We start from the raw sequence: 17,769 nt of genomic DNA, 5'->3' as shown, positions 1-17,769 counted from the left end.
CGCGCTGCAACGTTAAGACGCTCACGTTACGCGCGGGGGACACCCTCGTTACTGTTCGCGCGGATCGAGCGCATCGCGCAAACCGTCTCCCAGCAGGTTGAATCCGAGTACCGTCAAAAAGATGGCGATACCGGGGAAAATCGACATCCAAGGCGCTTGTTCGACGAAGTCCTTGGCGGTATTGAGCATCGAGCCCCACGAGGGCATCGGCGGCAATTGGCCCAGCCCCAGAAACGACAGACTCGCTTCGGCAATGATGGCCGTCGCCACCGTCAGGCTCGCCTGCACGATGATCGGGGGCAGCACGTTCGGCAGGATGTAGCGCACGATGATGCGCGTATCCGACAGGCCGATGGCGCGCGCGCCTTCGACATATTCTTCCGCCTTGACCGTGAGCGCTTGCCCTCGTGCCAACCGCACGAAACGCGGCATGGCAGAGACACCAATGGCGATCATCGCGTTGGTCAGGCTCGCCCCGAGAAACGCCGCCATGGCGATGGCGAGAATAAGGAACGGGATCGAGAGCAGCGCATCGGCCAGACGCGACACGATGGCATCGACCCAGCGGCCGAAGTAACCGGCCAGCAGCCCCAGCGGCACACCGATGATCACCGCAATGCCTACCGACACGACACCCGCCGCGAGCGACGCACGCGCGCCGTAAATCATGCGCGCGAGAATGTCGCGCCCGAGTTCGTCAGTCCCGAACCAATGCAGCGCGCTGGGTGCCTGACGCACGGTCATGAAGCTGGTGGCGATCGGATCGTAAGGGGAGATCAACGGCGCGAGCAACGCGACGAGCACGGCGAACGCGACGATGATCGCCCCGGCAACCGCCGCACGGTTGCGCGCGAATTTACGCAGCCCGCGATGACGGCGGCGCGGCAGACGCTCGGCGCTCGCTGCTGCCGATGCAGAGGCAGCGACAGGTGCGGGCGGCGTGGACGGTGTGGAAGGAGTCGTGGGCAAGGCGGCCATGTTCAGTCAGAGAGAATAAGCCTCAGGCCCGGCGCAGGCGCGGGTTGAGCAATACATACAGCACGTCGGCCACCAGATTCAGCGCGATGAAACTCACAGCGGTGACGAGCACGACGCCCTGCACCACCGCGTAATCGCGGTTGAACACCGCGTCGACCACCAGCTTGCCGAAGCCCGGGATCGTGAAGACCTGTTCGGTCAGTACCGCGCCGGCGAGCAGTTCGCCGAAGAGCAGCGCCAGTACCGTGACGATCGGAATCAGCGCATTACGAAACGCATGCTTGAGCACCACGGTGCCGCGCAACAACCCCTTGGCGCGCGCGGTACGAATGTAGTCGGTGCGCAGCACGCTGAGCATGGCACTGCGCGTATGACGCATCAGTTGCGCGCCCAGCGCCGCCCCCAATACGAAGGCCGGCATGATCATCGTCTTGAAGCTCATCCACAGGTCTTCGCCCGGCGGCACGTAGCCCGACGACGGCAGCAACTGCCAGCGCACCGACACCAGAAAGATCAGCAAGATGCCCAGCCAGAAGTTGGGAATCGACATGCCCGACAGCGCCAGCACATTGGCACCGTAGTCCACCGCTTTGCCGCGATTCGCCGCCGACAGAATGCCCAGTGGAATACCGATACCGATGGCGATGAGCAGGCCGAGCGACGCTAGTTGCAGCGTCACCGGCAGCTTCTGCGCGATGAGGGTCGTCACCGGTTCGCCGGTGCGCAGCGAATTGCCGAGGTTGCCATGCAGCACGTCCCCCATCCACAGTGCGTACTGCGTGGGCAGCGGCTTGTCGAGGTGATACTTCTCGCGCAGCGCCGCGATGACCTGCGGGTTCTGGTCCTCGCCAGCCATCGCGAGCACGGGATCGCCGGGCAGCATTTTTTGCAGCCCGAAGATCAGCATCGACACGATAAACAGTGTCGGAATAGCGACGAGCGCGCGATGGAGGACGAGACGCAGCATGGCTTACCTCGCTCCCTCAGCCCTTGAGGCTCACGCCGCGCAGACGGATCAGACCGTCGGGATACGGCACGAAGCCCTGCACCTTCTTCGTGAGCACATACGGCCACGGCTGCACGTACAGGTACAGAATCGGGTTGTCGTCGGCGAGGATCTTGTTGGCAGCGTCGTACAGCGGCTTGCGCTCGGCCACGCTGGACTTCACGCGGGCGTCGTTAAGCAGCTTGTCGACGTCGGCATTGCAATACTGGCCATAGTTCAGGTTGCCCTTGCAGGTCACAAACTGATGCAGGTTGCCGTCCGGGTCCACGCGGCCCGACCAGCCGTTGTAGAGCACATCGAAGTCGCCACGGTGCGCGGCGTCGAGTGCTGCGGCGTAGTCCATCGGACGCAGCTTCAGCGTAATGCCCGCCTCGGCGAGCATCGCCTGCAGCATCTGCGCCATCTGGTTCGACACGGTGTTGTTGCCGAAGCTTAGCGTCACGTCCACCTTCTCGAAGCCTGCCGACTTGAGCAGTGCTTTCGCCTTCGCCACGTCGCGCTTGGTCGACTTGATCGCCGTGTCGTAGTACTGGCCGCTCTTGGGCAGCGCCTGATTGGCAGGCGTGAAGATGCCGCCGCCGATCACCTGATTGATGGCGTCGCGATCGATGGCCAGATCGAAGGCTTCACGCACGCGCTTGTCGCGCAGGGCCTTGGGCGCATTGGCCGCCACGTTGAACGTCAGGCCGTAATAGCCCAGACCGTCGATGGTCAGGAAATTCAGATTGGCATCGCGCTTGACCGACTTCACGTCGGACGGCGAGAGACGCTCGAGCATGTCGAGCGAGCCGGAGCGCACGTTCGCGAGACGCACGGTCGTGTCGGGAATCGGCAGGAAGGTGACCTTCTGGATCGGGTATTTGTCGGCATCCCAGAAGCCCGCGAATTTCTCCAGCACGACGCGGTCGTTCTGCACGCGCTGCACGAACTTGTACGGACCAGAGCACACCGGGCGGGCCTGCACGGCGGCGTCGTCAGCCAGTGTCTTGGGGGCCAGCATCATGCCGGCGCGATCGGACAACGTGGCGAGCAGCGCAGAGTCCGGTGCCTTGAGCACGATGTTGACGGTCGAATCGTCCACCACGTCGACGTGATCGATGGACGACAACTCGCTCTTGCGATTGCTCGCCGGCATGCTGCGCGCGCGGTCGAGGTTGGCCTTCACGGCCTTGGCGTTGAACGGCTCGTCGTCGTGGAACTTCGCGCCCTGACGCAGCTTGAACGTCCACGTCTTGCCGTCGGCGCTCACGCTCCACGACGTGGCCAGCATCGGCACGAACTTCAGATCCGGCGAGATATCGACCAGCGAGCTGCACAGCGAGCGCAACACCATGCGGTCGACGACCTGCGAACTGCGCGCCGGGTCGAGCGAACCGATATCTTCCTGCAAACCAATGCGAATGGCCGACTGGGCCATCGCCGACGCGGCGCCCGTGGTCAGTGCGGCAGCCAGAGCGAAATCGAGCAGAACGTTGCGCATGCGTGAGGTCTCTCGTGAGTGTTTATCGGAATCGTGTGGGTGTTAGCTGGCGACAGCCGCGTCGGCCTGCGCCTGCCGTGCGCGATACAGCGCCAGACGCGCCGTCAGCTTTTCGCTTGGCGGCGTGACGAGTGTGGGGCTCGCGCCCGCATTCTGGATGTCCCGCCAGAAGTGACACGCGACCTGACGGCCGTCGGGTAATACCTCGTCGATCGGGCGTTGCTCGCGGCACACCTCGCGCGCATGCGGACAGCGCGGGTGAAAACGGCAACCGGGCGGCGGTGCGGTCGGGCTCGGCAATTCGCCGCCCAGCGGGGCGCGGCTGCGGCGCACGTGCGGGCTGCTTGCCGGAATCGCCTGCAACAGCGCCTGCGTGTACGGATGCAGCGGGTTGTCGAACAGCGCATCGGCGCTGGCCAGTTCCACAATCTCGCCCAGATACATCACGGCGACCCGGTCGCTCATGTGACGAATGACGGCCAGATCGTGCGCGACCATGATGAGCGTGAGCCCCAGATCGTGCTTCAGACGTTCGAGCAGATTGATGACCTGCGCCTGCACGGACACGTCGAGCGCAGAGACGGGTTCGTCGCCGATGATCACGCGCGGCTCCCCCGCAAGCGCCCGGGCGATGCCGATGCGCTGACGCTGGCCGCCGGAGAATTCGTGCGGAAAGCGCTGCGCATAGTCCGGTTGCAGACCGACGGTGCGCAGCAGGTCGGCCACCCGGTCGTCGCGTGCGCGGCCATGGGCGAGGCCGTGCAGCGCAATCGGCTCGGCAATCAGGCTGCCCACGGTCATGCTCGGGTTGAGCGAGGCGAACGGGTCTTGAAAGATGATCTGCAATTCACGCCGCAGACGCCGCATCGCACCGGCGCCTAGCTTCATGATGTCTTCGCCCTGATAGCGCACTTCCCCGCGCGTGGCATCGAGCAAGCGCAGCAACAGTCGACCAAGCGTGGATTTTCCGCAGCCCGACTCGCCGACGATGGCGAACGTTTCGCCCGCCTGCACCGAGAACGAGACGCCATTCACGGCGTACACCGTGGGCGCGCGCGAAAAACCGACGCGGTGACCGCCGAAGTGTTTGGTCAGATCGCGAGCTTCGAGCAACGCTGTCATGCGGCCACCTCTTCCATCGGGGTTGCGGGCGGCGTGAGCGCGTCGACCGGTGCCAGCCAGCACGCGACGCGATGCGTGCCCGACAGTGTGCGCTCGACCGGCGCCTGTTGCGTGCAGCGCACTTCGGCAAACGGACAGCGCGGCGCAAAGCGGCACCCGGCCGGCATGCGCTCGGGCGACGGCACCGAGCCGCGAATGGTCGCGAGCGTGCCTTCGCGCTTGCCGATGGACGGAATCGCGCCCATCAGGCCAATCGTATAAGGATGCTGCGGATCGTCGAAGATCTCGTCGACACTGCCGTATTCCACGATGCGTCCCGCGTACATCACGGCGACGTGATCGGCCACTTCTGCCACCACGCCGAGATCGTGCGTGATCAGCACCACGGCGGTCCCGGTCTCGCGTTGCAGCGTCTGAATCAGGGTGAGTACCTGCGCCTGAATGGTGACGTCGAGCGCGGTGGTCGGTTCGTCGGCGATGAGCAGCGCCGGACGGTTGGCGAGCGCCATCGCGATCATCACGCGCTGGCGCATGCCGCCGGAGAGTTCGTGCGGATAGTTGTCGAGCCGTGTCTCGGGCGCCGGAATGCGCACCAGTTTCAGCATCGCGAGCGCTTCGGCACGCGCCGCCTTGCGGTCGAGACCGCGATGACGGCGAATACCCTCTTCGATTTGATGGCCGATGGTGAACGCCGGGTTCAGCGACGTCATCGGTTCCTGAAAGATCATCGCAAGCCGGTTGCCGCGCATGTCGGCGAACTCGCGCTCGGGCAACGCCAGCAGATCGTGCCCTTCGAACATGGCGCGGCCCGCGACCAGATTGGCCGGCGGGCTCGGCAGCAGACCCATGAGCGCGAGCGACGTCACGCTCTTGCCGCAGCCCGACTCGCCGACGATGCACAGCGTCTTGCCGGGGTGAACCGCGAACGACACGCCGTCGATCAGATTCGGCGCATCGGCAGCGCGGGAGAACTTCAGTGACAGGCCGGTCACATCGAGCACCGGCGCGGGTTCTGCGGGCAGGGTCATGGGTGCGTTGTTATGGGCGGGCTCGGTCATGAGCGGATTGCATGACACGATTATGTCCCCCACGGATCAATAGAAAATATTAATATTTCTTTTCGATACGTAAATTATTTTTACTTCCCAAATGCTCACACTGCGCATGATGAAAACGTTCCGGCTGGTGGCACAAACCGGCTCGTTTGCCGCCGCTGCCGAGCGTGCCGCACTCACGCAGGCGGCCGTGAGTCTGCAAATGCGCGGACTCGAAGACGCCGTTGGTCAGCGCCTGTTCGACCGCCGCGGGCGGCAGATCACGCTCACACGGCAAGGGCGCGAGCTGTTTCCGCGCATCGAACGGATTCTGGCGCTCACCGCCGACCTGACGGCCTCGCCCCTCGACGCGATGCAAGGGCCAGTGACCATCGGTGCCGTCGTGTCGGTCATCGGGGCGCTCTCGCTGGTCGTGGCCGAGCTGAAGACGGCGCATCCCGGGCTCGATGTTCGGCTCACGTCGGCACGTTCGGATGAGCTGACCGATCTCGTCGAACAGGGCGAAGTCGATATTGCCGCCGTGGTCGCCCGCGCCGACGATGCACGTCCCGACGGTCTGGTGTGGACGCCGCTCTATACCGAGCCGATGGTGATGGTCGTCAATCGGGAGGTCTGGGACGCGACGCCGGACGCCAATCCGCAGTCCGTTCTCGATGAACACGCGTTCCTGCGCTTCGACCGGCGCGTGCGTACGGGGCTGGTGGTGGAGCAGGCGTTGCGCGCAGCGAAACTGACCGTCACGGAATATCTCGAATTGAACTCGATCGAGACCATCGTCGCGCTCGTGCGCAAGAACGTCGGCGTATCGGTGCTGCCGCTGCTGCATCGCGGCGACTGGCAGGCCGACCCGCTGCTGCGCATCGTGCCGATTGCCGAGCCGCCGCTGTTGCGCACGGTCGGCATGATTCATCGCGAGCACGACTCGCGCACTCGCGACATCACGGCGGCGATTGTCGGCATGCTGCATGACGTGTGAGGCGTGAAATGTGTGGCGTGGAAATGAAACGGCGCGGTCTACGCCGCGCCGTGGTGATGAACAGAGAAACAATCAGTCGCGCGTTTCCAGCGCTTTGTTGATGCGCAGCGCCAGCAACGTACACACCGTGCCGGAGAGCAGATAGACGCTCACGGCAACCAGCCCGAATTCCGCTGACAACCCCAGCGCGACGAGTGGAGCGAATGCCGCGCCGAACAGCCACGCAAAGTCGGTGGTGAGCGCCGCCCCCGTGTAACGGAAGCGCTGTTCGAAATTCGACGTCACCGTCCCCGCCGCCTGTCCATACGATAGACCGAGCAACCCGAAGCCCACCAGAATGAAGATGTCCTGCCGGGTCGAACCGCCGCCCATCAGATAGGGTGCGAAGAGCGCGAAGATGCCGATAAAAATCGCGAAGAGACCGAGTGTCGTGCGTCGCCCGAGCCGGTCGGCGATGCGCCCCGAAATCACCGTGCAAATAATGGCGATGACAGCACCGCACAGTTGCACGATCAACACACTGTCGAGATCTTGCGTGTTTTGCAGAGAAATCCACGACAACGGGAACACCGTCACCAAGTGGAACAGCGCATAGCTGGCAAGCGCCGCAAACGCGCCAAGGAAGATGTTGTAACCCTGCGAGCGCACCATCTCACGCGTGCTGATCGGCTCCAGTTGCCCTTCTTCGAGCATCTCGGTGTACTCGTTCGTGACCACCAGACGCAGGCGCGCAAACAGCGCCACCACGTTCACCGCGAAGGCCACATAGAACGGATAACGCCAGCCCCACGTGAGAAAGTCGTCGCTCTCGAGACTCCAGTGCAGGAACAGGAACAAGCCGCCCGCGATGAGAAAGCCGATCGGCGCGCCCAACTGCCCCATCATCGAATACCAGCCGCGACGGTGCGGCGGCGCGTTCATGGCGAGCAGCGACGGCAGACCATCCCACGAGCCGCCGAAGCCGATGCCCTGCACCAAGCGGAAGAACGCGAGCAGCCAGATCGCACGGTCGCCCAGCACCGCATAGCCCGGCAGAAACGCCATGCCGGCCGTCGCTGTGCCGAGTACGAACAGCGCTGCCGTGAGCTTGACGCTACGGCCCCAGCGCCGCTGCACGTTCATGAATAGCGTCGTGCCGAACGGGCGCGAAATAAACGCGAACGAGAAGATCGTGAACGAGTACAGCAGGCCGTGCAGGCCGTCGGCAAACGGGAAGAAAACGTGCGGAAAGACGAGGACGGCAGAAATGCCGAACACGAAGAAATCGAAGTACTCGGAGGCGCGTCCGACGACAACGCCTACCGCGATTTCCTCAGGGGCAATGCGAGACTTGTTGCCGTGATCGTGCGCAGTCGAAGCACTCGGCGAACCGGGTGGGGTCGGCGATTGATGAGCACTGCTTGACATTATCGGACCCCCTTGCGGATCGGGATGACGATGACACTCGTGCCCGAAAAGCATCGCAGGTTACTCGAATCGACGCTATCGGGTTTACCCTAGTATCTTGCATCGGGGTGTGAAGTCCATGATGGGTCCGGTCCACGGCTACGGTTCATCGATCGCAGCATGACTTCCCCCAAGTTCCTTCGCGGGGTACTTTTGCTCCCCGCCGCCGCTTTGCTGTCCGGCTGCAATACCGTTTTGATGTCGCCTGCGGGCGATCTCGCGGTGAGGCAGCGGGACATCATTATCGTTTCCACCATCCTGATGCTGCTGATCATCATTCCGGTGATCGCGCTCACGCTGCTCTTTGCCTGGCGATACCGGGCATCGAACAAAGACGCCGTCTACACGCCCGAATGGGATCACTCGACACTGCTCGAGCTGCTGATCTGGGCGGCACCCCTGCTCATCATCATCGCGCTCGGCGCCCTCACTTGGGTGAGCACGCACAAGCTCGATCCGTATCGGCCACTGGAACGGATCGACGCCAAACGCGAGATTCCGCCTGACACGCGCCCGTTGACGGTGCAAGTGGTGGCGATGGACTGGAAATGGCTGTTCTTCTACCCCGATCAGGGCATCGCCACCGTCAATGAACTGGCGGCGCCGGTCGACCGCCCGATTCGCTTCGAAATCACGTCGACGACGATGATGAATTCGTTCTTCGTGCCCGCCCTCGCCGGTCAGGTCTACGCCATGCCGGGCATGGAAACGAAGCTGCACGCGGTCATCAACAAGCCCGGCGTCTACGACGGCTTCTCGGCGAACTACAGCGGCGCGGGCTTCTCGGGTATGCGCTTCAAGTTCCACGGCATGACGGCGGAGGAATTCGACGCGTGGGTGCAACAGGTCAAGGCGAAGGGCCAGAATCTCTCGCGCGACAAGTACGAAGCCCTCACGCAACCCAGCGAATGGGTGCCGGTGCAGTACTACGGCGACGTCGCGCCCAATCTCTACGATGCGATTCTGAACCGCTGTGTCCAGTCAGGGCAGCCTTGCCTGAAGGACATGATGGATCAGCCCAATCACAAGCACGCGGCCAATGAATCGCGTGACGGCAAAGTCGGCAAAGTCGGCACGGCGTCGTGGAAGATGCGCGGCGGCAAGACCGATGCGCTGCTCGCCGACGCCATGTGCACCGCCGACAACACTTCCCAGTTTGCAACCCGTCTGAGCGGCGGTCCGCTCGCCGACGCCACGCTACGGCGTGCCCCCGGCGAAGGGCTCACACAGTGAGGCGCCGCGCGCCCAACCCTCGACAATGACGCGCCCCGCGCGCGAATGATCCTATGCTCGAGCACCTGGACATCGTCAAACTGATCTTCGGCCGACTGACGCTGGAGGCCATCCCCTACCACGAGCCCATTCTTCTCGCGACGTTTGCGGGGGTCGCCGTCGGCGGCATCGTGGTACTGGGTGCGATCACATACTTCAAACTCTGGGGCTACCTCTGGCGAGAGTGGTTCACGAGCATCGATCACAAGAAGATCGGCATCATGTATGTGATTCTCGGCATCATCATGCTGCTGCGCGGCTTTGCCGACGCGGCGATGATGCGGCTGCAACAGTCGGTGTCGTTCGGCGACAACATGGGGTATCTGCCGCCGCACCACTACGATCAGATCTTCACCGCGCACGGCGTGATCATGATCTTCTTCGTGGCGATGCCGCTCGTCACCGGCCTGATGAACTTTGTTGTGCCGCTGCAAATCGGCGCGCGCGACGTGGCGTTTCCGTTCCTCAACAACTTCAGCTTCTGGATGACCACGAGCGGTGCGGTGCTCGTGATGATGTCGCTGTTCGTCGGTGAATTCGCCCGCACGGGCTGGCTGGCGTACCCGCCGCTGTCGGGCATTCTGCAAAGCCCCGACGTCGGTGTCGATTACTACATATGGGCGTTGCAGATCGCCGGGATAGGCACGTTGCTATCCGGGATCAACCTGCTGGTGACCATCGTGAAGATGCGCGCGCCGGGTATGTCCATGATGCGCATGCCGGTGTTCACGTGGACCTCGCTGTGCACCAACGTGCTGATCGTGGCTGCGTTCCCGGTGCTGACCGCCGTGCTCGCCCTGCTCGCGCTGGACCGCTACGCCGGCACCAACTTCTTCACGAACGATCTCGGCGGCAACGCCATGATGTACGTGAACCTGATCTGGATCTGGGGCCACCCCGAGGTCTACATTCTCGTGCTGCCGGTGTTCGGCGTGTTCTCCGAAGTGGTGTCCACCTACTCCGGCAAGCGTCTGTTCGGTTACGCGTCGATGGTGTACGCCACGGTCGTGATTACCGTGCTGTCGTATCTCGTGTGGCTGCACCACTTCTTCACGATGGGCTCGGGCGCGAGTGTGAATTCGTTCTTCGGTATCACGACGATGATCATCTCGATACCGACCGGCGCGAAGATGTTCAACTGGCTGTTCACGATGTACCGCGGGCGCATCCGCTTCGAAGTGCCGATGCTCTGGACCCTCGGCTTCATGGTGACGTTCGTGATCGGCGGCATGACCGGTGTGCTGCTGGCTGTGCCGCCCGCCGACTTCTCGCTGCACAACGGCCTGTTCCTGATCGCCCACTTCCACAACGTGATCATCGGTGGCGTGATCTTCGGCATCATGGCCGCCATCACCTACTGGTTCCCGAAAGCGTTCGGCTACAAGCTCGATCCGTTCTGGGGCAAGTGTTCGTTCTGGTTCTGGTTCATCGGCTTCTACGTCGCGTTCATGCCGCTGTATCTGCTCGGCCTCATGGGCGTGACGCGCCGCATGAGCCACTTCGACGATATGTCGTTGCAGATCTGGTTCCAAGTGGCGGCCGTCGGCGCGCTGCTCATCGCGCTGGGGATCGGCTGCTTCCTCATCCAGTTGGTGGTCAGCTACCGTCGCCGGGACGAGTTGCGCGACGACACCGGCGACCCATGGAATGGCCGCACGCTGGAATGGTCGACCTCGTCGCCGCCGCCGGTCTACAACTTCGCGTTCACGCCGATCGTTCACGACAACGACGCGTGGTGGCAGATGAAGCAGCACGGCTTCAAGCGACCGGAGTCCGGCTTCCTTCCGATTCACATGCCGAAGAACACCGGGGCAGGCATCATCCTCGCCGGGCTCGCGACGATATGCGGCTTCGGGTTGATCTGGCATATGTGGCTGATTGTGATCGTGTCGTTCATCGCGCTGCTGGCGACGGCGATCGGCCACACGTTCAACTATCACCGCGAGTATTACGTCCCGGCCGATCAGGTCGAACACACGGAGGCAGCGCGCACGCAGCTGCTCGCCCAGCATGTCTGATACGACCGCACCCTTCCCCGTCGGCGGCGCGCCCGCCGCAGCGCACACGCCCGCGCCACCGCGCGAGGGCGAACTGCGCTTCATGATGTCGAGCGATTACCATCCGCCCAACGGCACACTGCTCGGCTTCTGGCTTTATCTGATGAGCGACTGCCTCGTGTTCGCCTGCCTGTTCGCGGCGTACGGGGTGCTCGGCCGCAATTACGCGGGCGGCCCCACCGGTGCGGAGTTGTTCGAGCTGCCGCTGGTCGCGGTGAATACCACGTTCCTGCTGCTCTCGTCGATCACCTACGGCTTTTCGATGCTGGAAATGCAGAAGCGCCGCCAGAGCGCGGTGCTTGGCTGGCTGGCGGTCACCGGGGTGCTCGGCGCGGCCTTCCTCTCGCTCGAACTCTACGAATTCGCCAACCTGATTCATGAGGGTGCCGGGCCGTGGCGCAGTGCGTTCCTGTCGTCGTTCTTCACGCTGGTGAGCACGCACGGGCTGCACGTCACGTTCGGGATCATCTGGCTCATCACGCTGATGGTGCAGGTCGGCAAGCATGGCCTGACGGCGCCCAACCGGCGCCGCCTGATGTGCCTGTCGATGTTCTGGCACTTTCTGGACGTCGTGTGGATCGGCGTCTTCACGTTTGTCTATCTCATGGGAGTGCTGCCGTGAGTTCGCACGATTCGACGCTGCACGGTGCCGAAGGGCACGATCATGGTGACGACCACGGCCACGAGGACGAAGGGCCACACAGCACGTTCCGTGGCTATGCGACCGGCTTCATCCTGTCGGTGGTGCTCACCGCGATTCCGTTCTGGTTCGTGATGGGCGGGGTGTTCGAGAAGTCGAGCACCACCGCGATCATGATTCTGTTTTTGGGCGCCATTCAGATCGTGGTGCACATGATCTACTTCCTGCACATGAACGGGAAGTCGGAGGGCGGCTGGAACCTGCTCTCGCTCATCTTCACGATCGTGCTGGTCGTGATCGCGCTCTCGGGTTCGCTCTGGGTGATGTATCACCTGAACCAAAACATGATGCCGGGTATGATGCAGGATACGAAAAACCTCCCTTGAACGGCATTACCCTTGAGCAGCAGTCAACTTCGTGATTCGGGGGACGCCCGCCGGCGTCCCTCCCCCCTCCGGCTGGTCTTTCTCGGCGTCATCACGCTGGTCCTGATCTCCGTGTTCGTATCCCTCGGTACGTGGCAGTTGCATCGCCGCGCGTGGAAGCTCGAATTGATCGAGCGTGTGAATACCCGCGTGCATGCGCCACCCGTCGCCGCGCCCACTCGCGCGCAATGGCCGGCTATCACTGCGGCCGACGACGAATACCGCCACATCTCGCTCACCGGCACCTATGCGTTCGACAAAGACACGCTGGTGCAGGCCGTCACCGATCTCGGGGGCGGCTACTGGGTGCTCACGCCGCTGCGCACCGCGGATGGCAGCGAGGTGATCGTCAATCGCGGTTTCGTGCCGCCGGGCTGGAAGGAAGCGGTGCCGCCCGCGCCGTCTGGCGACGTGACGGTCACCGGGCTGCTGCGCATGACGGAAGCCGGTGGCGGCTTTCTGCGCAAGAACTCGCCCTCGGAAAACCTCTGGTATTCGCGCGATGTCGCGGCCATCGCCGCCGCACGCGGGCTGTCGGACGTGGCACCGTATTTCGTGGATGCCGACGGCCCCGTCGGTGCCGCGCGCGCGGTGCCCAATGGCGACGGCGAGGCCACGACGGGCAACATCACCAATACGCAAGCGCGCGACTACCCGGTCGGCGGGCTCACCGTGGTGCAGTTCCCCAACAACCATATGAGCTACATGCTCACGTGGTACGCGCTGGCCATCATGTCGGCCGTCGCCGGATGGTTTGTCATCCGGCTGGAACTGCGTACGCGTCGATAACCCTCGCCACCTGCTTCGCCACTTCGATGACCCGCGCGTCGTCGAAGGCGGCGTAGCCCAGCACCAGTCCGGGCGCCATGCGCTGTGCCCGGGCAAATTCCCCCAGCCCCTCGACAAATACGCCCTGTGCACGCAGCGCGTCGACTATCTGCGTCTCGTCGATCTGCTGCGGCAGCCACAGCACGAAATGAAACCCGGCATGTTCGCCCGAGACATGGCACGGCGTGCGCAGATTGGCGCGCAACGTATCGAGCATCAGATTGCGACGCCGTAGATACACGCTGCGTGACGCGCGCAAATGGCGGGCAAAATCGCCAGCGTCGATATAACGCGCGAGCGCCATCTGTTCGATCAGACTGTTGGCGCGGCCCGACGCCGAGCGCAACGCAGCAATACGCGGCAGCAACGCCGGAGGCGCGAGCAGAAAGCCAATGCGCAGCGACGGGAACAGCGACTTGTTGAAGCTGCTGCAATGGATCACGCGTCCCTGCGTATCGATCGCCTTGAGCGCAGGCAGCGGCGCACTGCCGTAGCTGAACTCGCTGTCGTAGTCGTCCTCGATGATCCACACGTCGCGCGCCTCGGCCCATGCCAGCATCTGCATGCGCCGGTTGATCGACATCGTCGTGCCCAGCGGGGCCTGATGCGCAGGCGTCACGTAGGCGATGCCCGGGCGGCCGACGCGATCCGCCGCGTCCGCACAAAACCCCTCGTCGTCGACAGGCACGCCCACGCAACGCTCCGGCGGTGCGCCGATCAGCGACGCGAGGTTCTTGTAGCCGGGATCTTCGAGGTAGTAGGTCGTGTCGGCGTCGGCCAGCACGTCGGTGACCAGATCGATGGCGTGGCGGATGCCCGTGGTCATCACGATGTGATCGGCGTCGCAGGTGATGCCGCGCGTGACGCGCAAGTAGCGGGCGATGCTCTCCCGCAAGGGTCCGTAGCCGCGCGGATCGGTATCGGCCAGTTCCGCCGAGGTCACCGTGCGCAGCGCGAAATTCATATGCCGGCGCCACGCGGGCAACGAAAACAATGCCACGTCGACCGAGCGCCCCGTCTTGAGCGACAGCGACGCCGCTGTCTCGAACTGCGGTAATGGGGATGTCGGTGATATTGGAGATGGCGAGAGTTCGGCGCCTTCACGCGCTGCGGTCGCTGCCGGCTCGCTCAGATCCGCCACCACTTCTGTTCCCGCGCCCACGCGGCTGGCCACGTAGCCTTCCAGCGTGAGTTGCTCGAACGCCAGCTCGACGATGCCGCGCGACACGCCCCAGCGCTCCGCGAGCGTGCGCGTAGACGGCAGCCGGTCGCCGCGTCGTAACTCCCCTGCCACGATGCGCTCGCGCACGCAGCGGTACACCCACGCCTGCCGCGTTTCCTTCTCGCGCCGTTCGGTGAGCGGCAGTTCAAGCGATTCGCTGATATGACGTCGGCGCATGGGAATGAGAGGCTGCGTGAATTCAAAGTGGCCCAATCAAACGACGGGGAAATGGCGCTTCGAATTATACAAGTTAGCCATTATCCTTAACGCCATGACGCTCGCACCCGGCCTTTCACGGCAGCGAGCGCTCCCCACAAGTCTTGAATATCGCGGAGAAATGAGATGGAGTTGGCAGAAAGAGAAGCCGTCGGGGCAAAGTTCAGCGCCGCCGCCATGCAGCGTGCCCAAGCCCTTACGTGGGACGCCACCGAGAAGATCGCGGCCCTGATCCAGCCGGGCATGCGCGAATCGGAGGCCATCGCCGCCAGCAAGGCGTTGCTTGGCCAGCTCGGCATGGACCGTATCTGGCACCCGGTGCTGATCCGCTTCGGCAAGAACACGCTGCGCACCTTCAGCGAGCGCAGCGACGACGATCCGGTGCTTGGCGACGACGACATCTACTTCATCGACATCGGCGTGGTGTTCGGTGCGCATGAGGGCGATTGCGGCTTTACGCGCACCACCGGCAGCGACCCGGAAATGCAGCGCTGCGCGGATGACGCCAAGCGCCTGTTCGAGATCGTGCAGGACCACTGGCGCACGCAAGGCGTGAGCGGTCAGGCGCTCTACGAGTTCGCCCAGTCGCAGGCCAAAGCGCTCGGCTGGGTGCTCAACCTCGACATCAAGGGCCATCGCGTGAGCGACTTCCCGCACGCCATCTATAAGGCCGGCAGGCTCGCCGATCTGGCCGACACGCCCAGCGGCGGCCTGTGGATTCTCGAAATTCAGATCGCCCATCCGACGCGCCCCTTCGGCGCGTTCTACGAAGACCTGCTGGTCTGATTCCGGTTTGATTCCAATCGTCGCCACGCCCCGGTTTTTTTGCCGTCAAACCGGCGTGGCGACGATGCAACAGCCCTTCGGCGATTTCACACGCCGGCCCCATCGTTTCGGCGGCCAAACACTCGCACTCATCTGACCCCATATCGAACTCAACGCTTACCGGCGAAGGGTTTGACGCACTCCGCACATTTGTCCAGTGCCACGCCAATGCGCGTAGTGGCCCGTCGCCCGGACTTTTGACGCATCTTTCCCCAATTACTCAATTTGCGTTACCGTCTTGTTTGCCGACGGAATTTTTCCGCACGACGGCAACAAGGCAGCGGAGACATCGCCCCCCCCGACGGTGCCAGCCTCAGGCACCCGTCAGTTCGAGCGAGCTGCCCGTCCGTGCGAAACGTCGCGCGCGCAATCCAGCAGTTTCCTTATGTCGCTCAATCGCTCAAGAACAGAAAGACGATGAAAAATCAAACCTTCTCCAAAGCGTTACTGGCCACAGCCCTGAGCTGTGCGCTGTTCAACGTTCACGCGGCGTCGCAGGCGCCGGTGGGCGCCGAGAACGGCATGGTCGTGACCGCGCAGCACATCGCATCGAAGGTCGGCGTCGAAGTGCTCAAGTCCGGCGGCAACGCGATCGATGCCGCAGTGGCCGTGGGCTATGCGCTGGCCGTGGTGTATCCGGCAGCCGGCAACATCGGCGGCGGCGGCTTCATGACGATTCAACTCGCCGACGGCCGCAAGACCTTCCTCGACTTCCGCGAGAAGGCCCCGCTGGCTGCCACCGCCAACATGTACCTCGATAAGGACGGCAACGTCATCAAGGGCGCCTCCACCACTGGCTATCTGGCCGTGGGTGTGCCGGGCACCGTATCGGGCATGGAGTACGCACGTGAGAAGTACGGCACGAAGACGCGTCAGCAACTGATCTCGCCGGCCATCACGCTGGCCGACAAGGGCTTCGTGCTCGAGCAGGGCGACGTGGACATGCTGTGGACGTCGACCAAGGACTTCGAGAAAGACCGCGCCAACTCGGGCGCCATCTTCATGAACAAGGGTCAGCCGTTCCAGCCGGGCGAGCGTCTGGTGCAGAAGGATCTCGCGCGCACGCTGCGCCTGATCAGCGCCAAGGGCACCGACGGCTTCTACAAGGGTGAAGTCGCCGACAAGCTCGTGGCCTCGATGAAGGCGGGCGGTGGCATCATCACGCAGGCCGATCTCGACCAGTACAAGACGCGCGAACTGGCCCCGGTGGAATGCGATTACCGCGGCTATCACGTGGTCTCGGCCCCGCCCCCGAGCTCGGGCGGCGTGGTGATCTGCGAGATCATGAATATTCTCGAAGGCTATCCGATGAAGGAACTGGGCTATCACTCGGCCCAGGGCGTGCACTACACCATCGAAGCCATGCGTCACGCCTACGTCGACCGCAACAGCTATCTGGGCGACCCGGACTTCGTGAAGAACCCGCTCGCGCATCTGCTCGACAAGGACTACGCCGCGAAGATTCGTGCCGCGATCAACCCGCAGAAGGCCGGTATCTCGCAAGAGATCAAGCCGGGTGTGCCGCCGCATGAAGGCAGCAACACGACGCACTACTCGATCGTCGACAAGGATGGCAATGCCGTGTCCGTCACCTACACGCTCAACGACTGGTTCGGCGCGAAGGTCATGGCCAACGGCACGGGCGTGCTGCTCAACGACGAGATGGACGACTTCACCTCCAAGGTGGGTGTGCCCAACATGTACGGCCTGATTCAGGGCGAAGCGAACGCCATCGGCCCGGGCCGTCGCCCGCTGTCGTCGATGAGCCCGACCATCGTCACCAAGGATGGCAAGACGGTGATGGTCGTCGGTACGCCGGGCGGCAGCCGCATCATTACGGCCACGCTGCTCACGATGCTCAACATGATCGACTACGGCATGAACCTGCAAGAAGCGGTGGATGCGCCGCGCTTCCACCAGCAGTGGATGCCGGAATCGACCAACATCGAAGCGTTTGCCCTGAGCCCGGATACGCAGAAGATTCTCGAGAGCTGGGGCCAGAAGTTTGCCGGCCCGCAACCCGCGAATCACATCGCTGCGATTCTGGTCGGTGCGCCGTCGCTGGGCGGCAAGCCGATCGGCAAGAACCGCTTCTACGGTGCCAACGATCCGCGCCGCAATACGGGTCTCGCGCTCGGGTATTGATGGCTTGATAACCTGATCGCTGCATGACAATGGGGCCGCCTGATTCACTCAGGCGGCCCCATTTTTTTGATGACGC

Annotated in this window: 15 protein-coding genes; 8 read left to right on the top strand and 7 right to left on the bottom strand. The window is 63.4% G+C overall.

All coding sequences use genetic code 11. The features are described 5' to 3' along the window. Window positions 1–48: 48 nt before the first annotated feature. Genes PIN31009_RS05925 through PIN31009_RS05905 form a run of 5 tightly spaced genes read right to left on the bottom strand, consistent with a single transcriptional unit; the run spans window position 49 to window position 5,644 of the window. Window positions 49–978 carry an ABC transporter permease gene (locus PIN31009_RS05925; protein WP_150789665.1) on the bottom strand — a complete coding sequence of 310 codons (930 nt, stop codon included), beginning with the start codon at window positions 976–978 and terminating at the stop codon, window positions 49–51. Window positions 979–1,000: 22 nt separating this feature from the next. Beyond that, the gene (locus PIN31009_RS05920) at window positions 1,001–1,945 is read right to left on the bottom strand and encodes an ABC transporter permease (RefSeq protein WP_058375632.1); all 945 of its coding nucleotides are present in this window, start codon (window positions 1,943–1,945) and stop codon (window positions 1,001–1,003) included. 16 nt (window positions 1,946–1,961) lie between these two features. Then, the gene (locus PIN31009_RS05915; RefSeq protein WP_087722136.1) at window positions 1,962–3,464 is read right to left on the bottom strand and encodes an ABC transporter substrate-binding protein; all 1,503 of its coding nucleotides are present in this window, start codon (window positions 3,462–3,464) and stop codon (window positions 1,962–1,964) included. 42 nt (window positions 3,465–3,506) lie between these two features. Next, window positions 3,507–4,586, bottom strand: coding sequence for an ABC transporter ATP-binding protein (locus tag PIN31009_RS05910; protein ID WP_150683481.1), 1,080 nt, complete (start codon window positions 4,584–4,586; stop codon window positions 3,507–3,509). Further along, window positions 4,583–5,644 (bottom strand): ABC transporter ATP-binding protein, encoded by a 1,062-nt coding sequence (locus tag PIN31009_RS05905; RefSeq protein ID WP_425495467.1) that lies wholly within the window; start codon window positions 5,642–5,644, stop codon window positions 4,583–4,585. The genes PIN31009_RS05910 and PIN31009_RS05905 overlap by 4 nt, the downstream gene beginning before the upstream one ends. A 91-nt stretch (window positions 5,645–5,735) precedes the next feature. On the opposite strand from PIN31009_RS05905, the gene PIN31009_RS05900 reads away from it, so the two are divergent. Beyond that, window positions 5,736–6,617, top strand: a complete 882-nt coding sequence (locus PIN31009_RS05900) for a LysR substrate-binding domain-containing protein (protein ID WP_150789664.1) — start codon at window positions 5,736–5,738, stop codon at window positions 6,615–6,617. A gap of 72 nt (window positions 6,618–6,689) precedes the next feature. Here the strand turns inward: PIN31009_RS05900 and PIN31009_RS05895 are convergent, their stop codons facing one another. After that, window positions 6,690–8,024 (bottom strand): MFS transporter, encoded by a 1,335-nt coding sequence (locus PIN31009_RS05895; RefSeq protein ID WP_058375637.1) that lies wholly within the window; start codon window positions 8,022–8,024, stop codon window positions 6,690–6,692. Between the two features lie 159 nt (window positions 8,025–8,183). Here PIN31009_RS05895 and cyoA point away from each other — a divergent pair, with 159 nt between their 5' ends. From cyoA to PIN31009_RS05870, 5 genes are read left to right on the top strand one after another with little or no spacing between them, the layout of a single operon-like run. Beyond that, window positions 8,184–9,296 (top strand): ubiquinol oxidase subunit II, encoded by a 1,113-nt coding sequence (gene cyoA, locus PIN31009_RS05890; protein ID WP_150789663.1) that lies wholly within the window; start codon window positions 8,184–8,186, stop codon window positions 9,294–9,296. A gap of 53 nt (window positions 9,297–9,349) precedes the next feature. Continuing rightward, window positions 9,350–11,353 (top strand): cytochrome o ubiquinol oxidase subunit I, encoded by a 2,004-nt coding sequence (cyoB, locus tag PIN31009_RS05885; protein WP_150789662.1) that lies wholly within the window; start codon window positions 9,350–9,352, stop codon window positions 11,351–11,353. Further along, complete coding sequence (gene cyoC / locus PIN31009_RS05880; protein WP_150683477.1) at window positions 11,346–12,014, top strand: cytochrome o ubiquinol oxidase subunit III; 669 nt, start codon at window positions 11,346–11,348, stop codon at window positions 12,012–12,014. Before cyoB ends, cyoC begins: the two co-directional genes overlap by 8 nt. Beyond that, entirely contained in the window at window positions 12,011–12,418 is a 408-nt protein-coding gene (cyoD, locus tag PIN31009_RS05875; RefSeq protein WP_058375640.1) for a cytochrome o ubiquinol oxidase subunit IV, read from the top strand. The genes cyoC and cyoD overlap by 4 nt, the downstream gene beginning before the upstream one ends. A gap of 12 nt (window positions 12,419–12,430) precedes the next feature. Next, window positions 12,431–13,246 (top strand): SURF1 family protein, encoded by an 816-nt coding sequence (locus tag PIN31009_RS05870; protein WP_246185530.1) that lies wholly within the window; start codon window positions 12,431–12,433, stop codon window positions 13,244–13,246. Here PIN31009_RS05870 and pdxR read toward each other — a convergent pair. Further along, the gene (gene pdxR / locus PIN31009_RS05865) at window positions 13,215–14,684 is read right to left on the bottom strand and encodes a MocR-like pyridoxine biosynthesis transcription factor PdxR (RefSeq protein WP_150789661.1); all 1,470 of its coding nucleotides are present in this window, start codon (window positions 14,682–14,684) and stop codon (window positions 13,215–13,217) included. The two genes, PIN31009_RS05870 and pdxR, sit on opposite strands and share 32 nt — an antisense overlap. A 165-nt stretch (window positions 14,685–14,849) precedes the next feature. Here pdxR and PIN31009_RS05860 point away from each other — a divergent pair, with 165 nt between their 5' ends. Beyond that, window positions 14,850–15,509 (top strand): M24 family metallopeptidase, encoded by a 660-nt coding sequence (locus PIN31009_RS05860; RefSeq protein WP_150789660.1) that lies wholly within the window; start codon window positions 14,850–14,852, stop codon window positions 15,507–15,509. Between the two features lie 561 nt (window positions 15,510–16,070). Continuing rightward, on the top strand, window positions 16,071–17,693 hold the full coding sequence (gene ggt / locus PIN31009_RS05855) for a gamma-glutamyltransferase (RefSeq protein WP_425495474.1): 1,623 nt from the start codon (window positions 16,071–16,073) through the stop codon (window positions 17,691–17,693). Window positions 17,694–17,769: the final 76 nt, after the last annotated feature.

Source organism: Pandoraea iniqua, from assembly GCF_902459685.1.
Classification (GTDB): Bacteria; Pseudomonadota; Gammaproteobacteria; order Burkholderiales; family Burkholderiaceae; genus Pandoraea; species Pandoraea iniqua.
The sequence above is the reverse complement of the archived record's forward strand: the minus strand, read 5'-3'. Positions and strand labels throughout refer to the sequence as shown.

Coding starts and splice junctions, on each gene's coding strand:
- PIN31009_RS05925 (WP_150789665.1), bottom strand. CDS start 978: ATGGCCGCCTTGCCCACGACTCCTTCCACACCGTCCACGCCGCCCGCA.
- PIN31009_RS05920 (WP_058375632.1), bottom strand. CDS start 1,945: ATGCTGCGTCTCGTCCTCCATCGCGCGCTCGTCGCTATTCCGACACTG.
- PIN31009_RS05915 (WP_087722136.1), bottom strand. CDS start 3,464: ATGCGCAACGTTCTGCTCGATTTCGCTCTGGCTGCCGCACTGACCACG.
- PIN31009_RS05910 (WP_150683481.1), bottom strand. CDS start 4,586: ATGACAGCGTTGCTCGAAGCTCGCGATCTGACCAAACACTTCGGCGGT.
- PIN31009_RS05905 (WP_425495467.1), bottom strand. CDS start 5,644: ATGACCGAGCCCGCCCATAACAACGCACCCATGACCCTGCCCGCAGAA.
- PIN31009_RS05900 (WP_150789664.1), top strand. CDS start 5,736: ATGCTCACACTGCGCATGATGAAAACGTTCCGGCTGGTGGCACAAACC.
- PIN31009_RS05895 (WP_058375637.1), bottom strand. CDS start 8,024: ATGTCAAGCAGTGCTCATCAATCGCCGACCCCACCCGGTTCGCCGAGT.
- cyoA (WP_150789663.1), top strand. CDS start 8,184: ATGACTTCCCCCAAGTTCCTTCGCGGGGTACTTTTGCTCCCCGCCGCC.
- cyoB (WP_150789662.1), top strand. CDS start 9,350: ATGCTCGAGCACCTGGACATCGTCAAACTGATCTTCGGCCGACTGACG.
- cyoC (WP_150683477.1), top strand. CDS start 11,346: ATGTCTGATACGACCGCACCCTTCCCCGTCGGCGGCGCGCCCGCCGCA.
- pdxR (WP_150789661.1), bottom strand. CDS start 14,684: ATGCGCCGACGTCATATCAGCGAATCGCTTGAACTGCCGCTCACCGAA.
- PIN31009_RS05860 (WP_150789660.1), top strand. CDS start 14,850: ATGGAGTTGGCAGAAAGAGAAGCCGTCGGGGCAAAGTTCAGCGCCGCC.
- ggt (WP_425495474.1), top strand. CDS start 16,071: ATGGTCGTGACCGCGCAGCACATCGCATCGAAGGTCGGCGTCGAAGTG.